Origin of the sequence: Pseudomonas sp. NPDC079367 (assembly GCF_044542195.1) — a bacterium.
Classification (GTDB): Bacteria; Pseudomonadota; Gammaproteobacteria; order Pseudomonadales; family Pseudomonadaceae; genus Aquipseudomonas.
In genome coordinates this window covers 98,072-108,435 of sequence record NZ_JBITTW010000008.1, presented here as the reverse complement: position 1 = coordinate 108,435, position 10,364 = coordinate 98,072, and the positions used below count along the sequence as shown (strand labels likewise).

8 protein-coding genes and 1 pseudogene (1 of these 9 cut by a window edge) are annotated in these 10,364 nt (G+C 61.4%); all 9 read right to left on the bottom strand.

All coding sequences use genetic code 11. The features are described from left to right. Positions 1 to 318 (bottom strand): CvpA family protein (locus tag ACIGDJ_RS10670; RefSeq protein WP_397504552.1); only part of this gene is annotated, 318 nt, incomplete at its 3' end. 98 nt (positions 319 to 416) lie between these two features. Continuing rightward, positions 417 to 1,067, bottom strand: a complete 651-nt coding sequence (locus ACIGDJ_RS10665; protein WP_101159996.1) for an SPOR domain-containing protein — start codon at positions 1,065 to 1,067, stop codon at positions 417 to 419. Beyond that, the gene (folC, locus tag ACIGDJ_RS10660) at positions 1,051 to 2,358 is read right to left on the bottom strand and encodes a bifunctional tetrahydrofolate synthase/dihydrofolate synthase (RefSeq protein WP_397479073.1); all 1,308 of its coding nucleotides are present in this window, start codon (positions 2,356 to 2,358) and stop codon (positions 1,051 to 1,053) included. Before folC ends, ACIGDJ_RS10665 begins: the two co-directional genes overlap by 17 nt. Further along, complete coding sequence (accD, locus tag ACIGDJ_RS10655) at positions 2,355 to 3,275, bottom strand: acetyl-CoA carboxylase, carboxyltransferase subunit beta (protein WP_016773939.1); 921 nt, start codon at positions 3,273 to 3,275, stop codon at positions 2,355 to 2,357. Before accD ends, folC begins: the two co-directional genes overlap by 4 nt. Before the next feature lie 198 nt (positions 3,276 to 3,473). After that, the gene (locus ACIGDJ_RS10650; RefSeq protein ID WP_101159999.1) at positions 3,474 to 4,106 is read right to left on the bottom strand and encodes a phosphoribosylanthranilate isomerase; all 633 of its coding nucleotides are present in this window, start codon (positions 4,104 to 4,106) and stop codon (positions 3,474 to 3,476) included. A gap of 64 nt (positions 4,107 to 4,170) precedes the next feature. Beyond that, positions 4,171 to 4,995, bottom strand: a complete 825-nt coding sequence (truA, locus tag ACIGDJ_RS10645; RefSeq protein ID WP_178081218.1) for a tRNA pseudouridine(38-40) synthase TruA — start codon at positions 4,993 to 4,995, stop codon at positions 4,171 to 4,173. Positions 4,996 to 5,237: 242 nt separating this feature from the next. Further along, a complete protein-coding gene (locus tag ACIGDJ_RS10640; RefSeq protein WP_397479072.1) occupies positions 5,238 to 7,889 on the bottom strand; it encodes a FimV/HubP family polar landmark protein in 2,652 nt (883 codons plus the stop codon). A 209-nt stretch (positions 7,890 to 8,098) separates the two neighbouring features. Continuing rightward, positions 8,099 to 9,109, bottom strand: a complete 1,011-nt coding sequence (locus tag ACIGDJ_RS10635) for an aspartate-semialdehyde dehydrogenase (protein WP_101160004.1) — start codon at positions 9,107 to 9,109, stop codon at positions 8,099 to 8,101. A gap of 245 nt (positions 9,110 to 9,354) precedes the next feature. Continuing rightward, a pseudogene (asd, locus tag ACIGDJ_RS10630) lies at positions 9,355 to 10,364 on the bottom strand (aspartate-semialdehyde dehydrogenase) (it continues 43 nt past the right edge of the window).

The following is a 10,364-nucleotide window of genomic DNA, read 5'->3' as shown; positions in this document are numbered from 1 at the left end:
TGCCATGCCGAGGAATCGATCGGTCCCGGACAACCCGGTGACGCGAACCAACTCGCCGATAAGATAATTGATCATTGCGCCCACGATCAGTGTGGCGACAAACATGATGGCACAGCCCGCGATGACGCGAGCCGATGGGGTTTCGATGTATCCGGCGAGGTACTCGGACAGTGAGCCACCAAACATCCAGGCAACCGCTCCTGCGATGATCCAGGTCAGCAGCGATAACGCTTCCTTTACGAAGCCGCGGCTCAGACTGATCAAAGCGGAGATGGCGATGATTGCAACGATCGCCCAGTCAACCCAGGTAAATGGCACAGTGCAGCCTACAGACGGATAAGGCGGCGCATTTTAGCAGAGCGCATGGCTGTCGGTAAGCTGCGATTGTCAGTGCTTTTCAATCGAGGTGATAGATTTCAGCCACGTTCAGGCTGGAAACGGACAACAAAGCCCTTGAGGTTCTGCTGTCGGCTCAGCAGATCGCGCAGACGATCGGCTTCGGCGCGCTCGATCAGCGGCCCGACGAACACCCGATTCTTGCCATCGGCCGAGCGAATGTAGGCGTTATAGCCTTGGCTGCGCAGGTTTTTCTGCAGGCTTTCGGCGCTGGCACGACTCGACAGACTGGCCAGTTGCACCGACCAGCTCACCGACAGACCGTTGGCATCGACGCGGCTTTGCGTAGCGTCAGGCTTGTTCGCGGCTGAGGTGATCGGCTGGGCCGGCGCAGGTATAGGCTTGGCCACTGGCGGCGGCGTTGCCGGCCGGGCAATTTGAGCAGGGATGGTCGGCGCCGGAGCAGCCGGAGCAGCAGGCGCCGCTTCTTCAGCGACTTCTTCGTCAGTCGGCACAGGCTCTTGCGGCAAAGCCTGCGGCTCAGGAACGGCAACCGGGTCCATTTGCACTTGGGGCATGGCCGAAGGCTGAGGCGCAGCCGGGGCCTCGACGGTCACCTGACGCTGCTCGTCCTGACGGGAAAACAGCATCGGCAGGAAGATCACCGCCAGCGCCACCAGCACCAGCGCACCAACCATGCGCTGCTTGTACGCTTTATCCAGCAAAGCCATTTGCCGCTTCCTCCGTGGAGCACCGAGCCAGCCATTCAAGGGCTTCGGCGACACAATAAAATGATCCGAACAAAAGAATCTCGTCGTCGCTGGTAGCTACCGCACACTGCCCTTCCAGAGCCGCCGCGACGCTGTCGTAAGACGCAACCGAAGCACCAAGGTTCTGCAGCGCTGCCTCAAGCTCAGCCACGGGGCGCGCGCGCGGCGAATCCAGCGGCGCGACAGCCCAGTGCGCGACACTAGCATTCAACTCGCCAACAACACCATCGAGATCCTTGTCCGCCAGTAGCCCGAACACCGCCAGGCGCCTGCCAGCTGGCGGCCGCGCCGCCAGACGCCGAGCGAGGTATTCAGCGGCATGCGGATTGTGGCCAACATCCAGCAGGACATTCAGGCGCTTGCCGTGCCATTCGAACGAACGACGATCGAGGCGCCCGACCACGCGAGTCGCCTGCAACGCCGCGACAATCTGTTCGGCATTCCAGGGCAAACCTGTCAGCAGATAGGCCTGCAACGCCAGCGCGGCGTTCTCCATCGGCAGATCAAGCAGCGGCAGGTCGCGCAATTCGACCGATTGGCCTTGGACATCGGTGCCGCGCCATTGCCAATGTTGGTCAGTGATGCCGAGATCGAAATCGCGTCCACGCAGGAAGAACGGACACGCCAGTTCACGTGCCTTGTCGAGCAATGGTTGCGGCGGATTCAGGTCGCCACACAGAGCAGGCTTGCCCTGGCGGAAAATTCCAGCCTTCTCGTAGGCTACGGATTCGCGGGTATCGCCCAGATAATCGGCATGATCGACGCCAATGCTGGTGACCAGCGCGATATCGGCATCAACCACATTGACCGTGTCCAGGCGCCCGCCCAGACCAACCTCAAGCACCACAGCGTCCAGCGCAGACTGCTGAAACAGCCAGAACGCCGCCAGGGTGCCCATTTCGAAGTAAGTCAGGGAAGTGTCGCCGCGGCCCGCCTCGACCGCAGCAAAGGCTTCGCACAGCTGCGCGTCAGTGGCTTCGACGCCATTGAGCTGCACCCGCTCGTTGTAACGCAGCAGGTGCGGAGAATTGTAGACACCAACGCTCAGGCCCTGCGCACGCAGCAAAGAAGCCACGAAAGCGCAGGTTGACCCCTTGCCGTTGGTGCCGGTGACCGTGATCACCCGAGGCGCCGGCTGGCCCAGCCCCATGCGGGACGCTACCTGTTGCGAACGCTCCAGGCCCATGTCGATGGCCGACGGATGCAACTGCTCGAGGTAGGCGAGCCATTCACCAAGGGTGCGCTGGGTCATACGTTGGCAGGCACCGGCGGCACCACGATCGGCTCGATTGGCGCGGCGACGAATTTCGGCGTCGGTTTACCGGTCATCTGTGCCAGCAGGTTACCCAGACGCGGGCGCAGCTCCTGACGGTGAATGATCATGTCGATCGCGCCGTGCTCCAGCAGGAACTCGCTACGCTGGAAGCCTTCCGGCAGTTTCTCGCGCACGGTCTGCTCGATCACACGCGGGCCGGCGAAGCCGATCAGGGCTTTCGGCTCGCCGACGATGACGTCGCCGAGCATCGCCAGACTGGCGGAAACACCGCCGTAGACCGGGTCGGTAAGCACCGAGATGAACGGAATACCTTCTTCACGCAGACGTGCCAGCACGGCCGAAGTCTTGGCCATCTGCATCAGCGAGATCAGCGCTTCCTGCATACGCGCGCCACCGGAAGCGGCGAAGCAGATCATCGGGCAGCGGTTTTCCAGCGCGTAGTTGGCAGCACGAACGAAGCGCTCACCGACGATGGCGCCCATGGACCCCCCCATGAAATTGAATTCGAACGCCGAAACCACTACAGGCATGCCCAGCAACGTACCGCTCACCGAGATCAGCGCGTCTTTTTCGCCGGTCTGCTTTTGCGCGGCAACCAGACGATCCTTGTACTTCTTGCCGTCGCGGAATTTCAGACGGTCAACCGGTTCCAGGTCAGCACCCAGTTCGTTGCGGCCTTCCGGGTCGAGGAAGATGTCGATGCGCGCACGTGCGCCGATACGCATGTGATGGTTGCACTTGGGGCAAACGTCCAGGGTCTTTTCCAGCTCCGGCCGGTACAACACCGCCTCGCAGGATGGGCATTTGTGCCATAGACCTTCAGGCACCGAGCTCTTCTTGACCTCCGAGCGCATGATCGAAGGGATCAGTTTGTCTACTAACCAGTTGCTCATGCTTTCTTTCTCCAGTACCGGCGGCCCGAACGCTCTGGTTCGCAGCCCCGTGTATGCCCTTGAGCTAAATTCATGTGTTGGCGATGGTTGATAAAGGGTCGCGGTCAGCGCGAAACATGACCTGCGTACGCTTCAGCAACCCTCAGCCGCGCCTGCTTTGTGCAAGTGCATTGATGGACGGCGGCAGACTGCCAGCCGTCACATCGGCGATGTATTGCCGCGCACCGCGTTGATGAATGCGCGAATCTTGTGGTGATCCTTGATGCCTTTGCTCGCCTCTACCCCGCCGCTGACATCCACTGCGTAAGGCTTGACCCGCGCTACCGCGTCGGCAACGTTCTGCGGGGTCAGACCACCGGCCAGAATCAGCGGCTTGCTCAGGTGTTGCGGAATCAGTGACCAGTCAAACGCCTCGCCGGTTCCGCCGGGCACCCCTTCGACAAACGTGTCGAGCAGCACGCCACTGGTGCCGGGAAAGGCATCGCAGGCAGCGGCAATGTCATCACCCGCTTTCACACGCAGCGCTTTGATGTAGGGACGGTGCCAGCCTTCGCACTCCTGCGCGCTTTCGTCGCCATGGAACTGCAGCAGATCCAGCGGCACGGCATCGAGAATTTCTCCAAGCTCACAACGACTGGCATTGACGAACAATCCCACGGTGGTGACGAACGGCGGCAACGCCTTGATGATCGCCCGCGCCTGCTGCACATTCACCGCTCGCGGGCTCTTGGCGTAAAACACCAGACCGATCGCATCGGCACCGGCTTCGACGGCGGCCAGCGCATCTTCGATGCGGGTGATGCCGCAGATCTTGCTGCGAACGGCTGACATGGCAGGAAAACCTCAAGGCAAAATCCGAAAACGTCCCGGATGGTAACAAAAGCGTTCAAGGGCGTCAGCCGTCAAGTTCGGAGAAACCCGTAAGGAAATGTGGCCCGATAAAACGCTCGGGCAACGGGAATTCGTCGTGGTACTCGACCTGCACCAGATATAGCCCGTATGGATGCGCAGTCACCCCGCCGGAGCGGCGCTCGCGACTTTCAAGCACTTCCTTCATCCACTCCACCGGTCGCTCACCGGCACCGATGGTCATCAGCACACCGGCAATATTGCGCACCATGTGGTGAAGGAAAGCATTGGCACGGATGTCGAGCACGATCATCTTGCCGTGACGAGTCACACGCAGGTGATGCATTTTCTTGATCGGCGACTTGGCCTGGCACTGACCGGCCCGGAACGCGCTGAAGTCGTGGGTACCGATCAGGTACTGCGCGGCCTCGGCCATGCGCGCAGCGTCGAGCGGACGGTGATTCCAGGTGATTTCTTCGTTGAGGTGCGCAGGGCGAATCTGATCGTTATAGATCACATAGCGATAACGCCGGGCGATGGCTTTGAAGCGGGCGTGAAAATGTGCCGGCATGACCCTGGCCCAACTGACACTGATGTCGTGGGGCAGATTGATGTTGGCGCCCATGACCCAGGCTTTCAGCGAGCGATCGACCAAGGTGTCGAAGTGCACCACTTGACCGCACGCATGCACGCCAGCGTCGGTACGCCCGGCGCACTGCAGCGAAACCGGCGAATTGGCGACTTTGGACAAGGCCTTTTCAAGCTCTTCCTGCACCGTCGCCACGCCGGTCAGTTGGCGCTGCCAGCCGCTGTAACGCGAGCCTTTATACTCAACGCCCAGCGCGACGCGGTAAAAGCCGTCGGGCGCCATTTCGGCGACCGGGTTATCTATGTTTGCCAAGGTGGGCCAGCCTGCTGATTTTGCAAAGGCGGGCATTATAAGGCGGTGGGCCGGGGATGCCAGTTTCAGATCAAAAGATCGCAGCCTTCGACAACTCCTGCACGGGAATGCGCCCTCTGCAGGAACTGCCGAAGGCTGCGATTTTCTGATTCCAGTGACTCAAACAAAAACGGCAGCCCCACCGGGCTGCCGCTTGTTGTTTACCGCTGAACTTACGCCAGACTGGACAGCATTTCCTTGGCCTCGCCCCGCTGCTTCTCGTCACCCTCGGTCAAGACTTCGTTGAGAATGTCGCGCGCACCGTCGGCATCGCCCATGTCGATATAAGCCTGAGCCAGATCGAGTTTGGTCGCCGCTTCGTCAGTACCGGCGAGGAAGTCGAAATCGTCCTCGCCCAAATCATCACCCAACGCTGCGTCCGCTTCAGTGAAGCTCGGTTCGGCCATGCTTTGCGACAGGCGATCCAGCTCGGCGTTGACGTCGTCCAGCTCGGCCGCAAAGGCATCCGGCTCGGCGGCTGGGTTGCTGTCCATTTCGTCGGCCAGCGACAAGTCGAAATCGGCAGGCAACTCCAGATCGTCCTGAGGCACGTCAGCAACTACCGGCGTCTCGACCGGTGGCAAGTCCTTCACGCCGTCATCCAGATCCAGCAGGAAGTCATCTTCAGCCAGCGTAGTTGGCGATGGCTCGGCGTCGAGATCCATGTCCAGATCGAAGTCCGACAGATCGTCGAGATTCTCTTTCATCTCGGTCTGTTCTTGCAGCACCGATGCGAAACTCAGATCGTCTTCCGCCGGAAATGCATCCAGCTCGACCGGTGCTTCTGGCTCAACCACTGGCGCAGGGTCGACCGGGGTGATGTTGTCGAGATCGTCCAGGCTCAAATCGAACGCGGTGTCCAGATCATCAGCCGCAGGCTCAGGCGTTTGCGGCTCGTCCTGCAGCAGTTCCTTGACGTATTGCGCATCGAGCTCTGCGGCGACGGCGGCAGCCGCAAGCCCACCGGCAGCGACCACGGCCATGGCCGGGAAGCGGCTTTTCAGCGCTTCGACCTTGGCAAAGTTGTCGCCGTTGGCGACCAACTGACGCTCTTGCGCGACGAACGCATCGCGATCGCCCTGCTGGCCGTAGACTTCCATCAGTTTCAGGCGCAGATCACTGCGTTCCGGCTCGAGGCTGACACCTTCTTCCAGCAGCGCGGCGGCCTGGTTCAGGCGACCGGCATTGATGTGCGATTGCGCCTTGTCGAGCACGTCGTCCGAGCGCTCACCCGCCGGAGCCACCAGAGGCGCGGCGATCGGAGTGGTCATCACCACCGGAGCAACGACCGGTGCAGGAGCAGGAGCAGGAGCTGGCGTATTGAGCTTGACGCTGGCTGCCGGAGTTTCCAGGCCCGAAAAACTGCTTTCCGGCAGATCCTGCTCAGCGGAGAACTCCTGCTCTTCAGCCAGAGCGCGGGCCATGCGCAGGTGCTTTTCGGCTTCCTGCTGAGCTTTGCGGCGACGCGCCAGCAGCAATAGCAGGAGCAGCAGAACCACCGCACCGCCGCCGATCAGGCCGAGCAGGATCGGATTGGTCAGCAGTTCGTTGAAAGCTTTGTCATCGTCAGCAGCAGCCGGTGTGGTTTCGACCACTGGCTCGACAACCGGCTCAACCGGTGTTTCCGCTGGTGGCGCAATGGCCGATTCCGGGGTGGGTGAAGCCGCTGCAGCGTCGGCCGGGGTGGCTGGCGGAGTCGCGGCCAGTTCGGCAGTAATCGCCGGTACCGGCGGCACGGCAGCATTGGCGCCAGGCGCAGCGCCCGCGCCGTCAGCCTGCATCTTCGCCAGTTGATTGTTCTTCAGCTCGATGAGCTTTTGCAGCTTGTCCAGTTGGCTCTGCAGATCAGCCATGCGGCTTTTCAGTTCCTCGTTGTCACGACGGGTCGTGTCGAGGTTTTCCTGAGTGATCGCCAGTTTGTTGCTCAGCGCCTTGGCGTCGCCCGCCGGGCCTTTCGCGCCGGGCTTGGCGCTTTCGGCCGAGACCAGGCTCAGGTTGTCCTGAGTGTTCGACGCCGCACCAGCATTGCCACGGCCGCGATTGGTCGCATCCAGCTGCTGCTGACCGGTGCCAGGCTTGGCCACATAACGACGGCCCTGACGCCAGGCTTCGTTCTGCGCTGCCACTTCAGCGATGGCGGCCGATTGCGGCAGCGCCGTGCTTTGCACCGGGTCCGGCAGACGCAGCACTTGGCCGGTCTTCAGACGGTTGATGTTGCCGTCGATGAATGCATCTGGATTGAGTGCCTGGATCGCCAGCATGGTCTGCTGCACCGAGCCGCCATTGCGCGCTTTCGCGGCGATTTCCCACAGGGTGTCGCGCGGGGTGGTGGTGTACTGATTGCGATGGGTAGCGCCAGTGGTCGGCGCAGTGATGGTCTGCGACGGCGCCGGTTGCGCGGCGGCATCAGCGGTCTGCGGCGAGAACTTCGACGGATCGAGCAGTACGCTGTAGTCACGCAGCAAGCGGCCATTGGGCCACATCACCTGCACAAGAAACTTCACCATCGGTTCCGACAGCGGCTGGCTCGACGTCACGCGCAACACGCTTTTGCCGTTGGCGTTGAGCACCGGAGTGAACGTCAGATCATTGAGAAAGGCCTGACGATCAACGCCTGCCTTGGCGAAGTCTTCAGGTGAAGCCAGGCTCGGCACCACCTCGGCGGCGGTGAGATCCTTGACGTCGAGCAGCTCGATTTCAGCCACCAACGGCTGGTTCAGGGTCGACTTCAGGGTCAGCTCCCCGAGCCCGAGGGCATGCGCCATACCGGAGGACAGCGCCGAGGCGGCCGCTATTGCTAACACCAGTTTGCGAACTTGAACCATAGCCTCATCCTTTGTTTGAACGTTCCTCGGCCAGCGAGAAGCTTTTGAATATCGCTGCCGTAAGGCATTGCACGCGACGACGGAAGTCGCCGCGCGCGATCATTTCTGTGCTGCCCCGGAAAGTCCCGGAGGGTGACTCGTCATCGACGCGCTCCGGGCAAGCATAGCGCTCACCTAGAATCAGTCGACAAATTGTTGCCAAGTATCTTTTACAGCAGGCCTTTTATCAACAACTCAGCCAGTTGCACGGCATTGAGCGCCGCGCCTTTGCGTACGTTATCTGACGTCAGCCAAAGATTTAGTTCCGCCGGGTCGTCGACGCCGCTGCGCACGCGGCCGACATAAACCACGTCCTGCCCCACCGCATCGCCGACTGCGGTCGGATAATCGCCAGCCTCAACCAGTTCGATACCCGGTGCGGCCTCGAGCGCCGCGTTGACCTTTTCCAGGTCAACAGCGCTGCCCGACTGCAAGGTCACGCTAAAGCTATCGCCAAAAAACACCGGGGCTTGAACGCAAGTGGCAGAAATCTTCAATAAAGGTTTCGCCAGGACCTGGCGCAGCTCGCGCACCAGACGTTTTTCCAGCAGCGTATGGCCCTGCGCATCCGGCGTGCCGACCTGCGCCAGCAGGTTGAAAGCCATTTGCCGATCGAAGAAGGTCGGTTCCAGCGGGCGCATGTTCAGCAGTTCGGCGGTCTGTCGCGCGAGCTCGGTGACCGCCTCGCGACCTTGCGCAGAAACGGCCAGATTGGCGCTGACGTTGACGTATTGCAGATCGAGCAGACCAAGCAGCGGCGCCAGCACCACGGCAAGCGCAGTGGCCGACGGGCTTGGGCTGCTGACCTGGAATGGGCTTTTCAGACTGGCGAGAATATCGGCATTGGCCTCCGGCACCACCTGCGGCGCCTGATCGGCCGGCAAGGCGCCGGACAGGTCGATCAACGAGCAGCCGGCGGCATGGGCGCGCGCCGCATAGCTCAGCGACACCGCAGCGCCGGCGGCGAAGAACGCCAATCTGACTTTGCTGAAATCGAACTCGTCGACCTCGCGCACGCGCACATTCTTGTTGCGGAACAGCACCGAGCTGCCGGCCGATTCACTGCTGGCCAAGAGGTGCAAATTGCCGACCGGAAAGTCGCGCTCTTCGAGAATCTGTACGAGGGTTTCGCCGACAGTACCGGTGGCGCCGATAACGGCGATATCGAAAGTCTGGGTCATGGAGCTACCTCTGGCAAAACGGGGGGAGCGGCACTTTACCGGGTGGCTGCCATGCAGGCAATTTCTGCAGGGTTTGCGGTGGCCGTTCGGACGCCTTCGCGAGCAAGCCCGCTCCCACACTTCAATTGCATTCCCATGTGGGAGCGGGCTTGCTCGCGAAGAGGCCGGCACACTCACCCGACAAATTTCGGGCATAAAAAACCCGCGCCTTTCTCAAGGCACGGGTTTTTCATTGCTTAAAGCGATCAACGCTCCAGCAGAATCCGCAGCATGCGGCGCAGCGGTTCGGCCGCGCCCCACAGCAGCTGGTCGCCGACGGTGAAGGCACCGACGAATTGCGACCCCATGTTCAGCTTGCGCAGACGACCGACCGGGACATTCAGAGTGCCGGTGACCTTGGTCGGGCTCAGCTCCTGCATGCTGATGTCGCGGTTGTTCGGCACCAGTTTGACCCACGGATTGTGCTGGCTGATCAGCCCTTCGATATCGGCGATCGGTACGTCTTTGTTCAGCTTGATGGTCAGCGCCTGGCTGTGGCAGCGCATGGCACCGATGCGTACGCAGATGCCGTCGACCGGGATCGGGCTTTTGAAGCGACCGAGGATCTTGTTGGTCTCGGCCTGAGCCTTCCACTCCTCGCGGCTCTGACCGTTCGGCAGTTCCTTGTCGATCCATGGGATCAGGCTGCCAGCCAGCGGTACGCCGAAGTTTTCGGTTGGGTACGCTTCGCTGCGCATGGCGTCGGCCACGCGACGGTCGATGTCGAGGATCGCACTGGCCGGGTCGGCCAGTTGATCGGCGACAGCGGCGTGAGTCGCGCCCATCTGCTTGATCAGTTCACGCATATTCTGCGCGCCGGCACCGGAAGCCGCCTGATACGTCATGGCGCTCATCCACTCGACCAGACCGGCTTCGAACAGACCGCCCAGGCCCATCAGCATCAGGCTGACGGTGCAATTGCCGCCGATGTAGTTCTTGGTGCCCGCATCCAGTTGCTGGTCGATGACCTTGCGGTTGACCGGGTCGAGAATGATCACTGCATCATCGTTCATGCGCAGGCTCGACGCCGCGTCGATCCAGTAACCCTGCCAGCCGGCTTCGCGCAGCTTGGGGAATACTTCGCTGGTGTAGTCGCCGCCCTGGCAGGTCAGGATCACGTCGAGGGTCTTCAGCTCGTCAATGCTGTAAGCATCCTTGAGCGGAGCAATGTGCTTGCCCACGGACGGGCCTTGGCCACCGACATTTGACTTGGTGA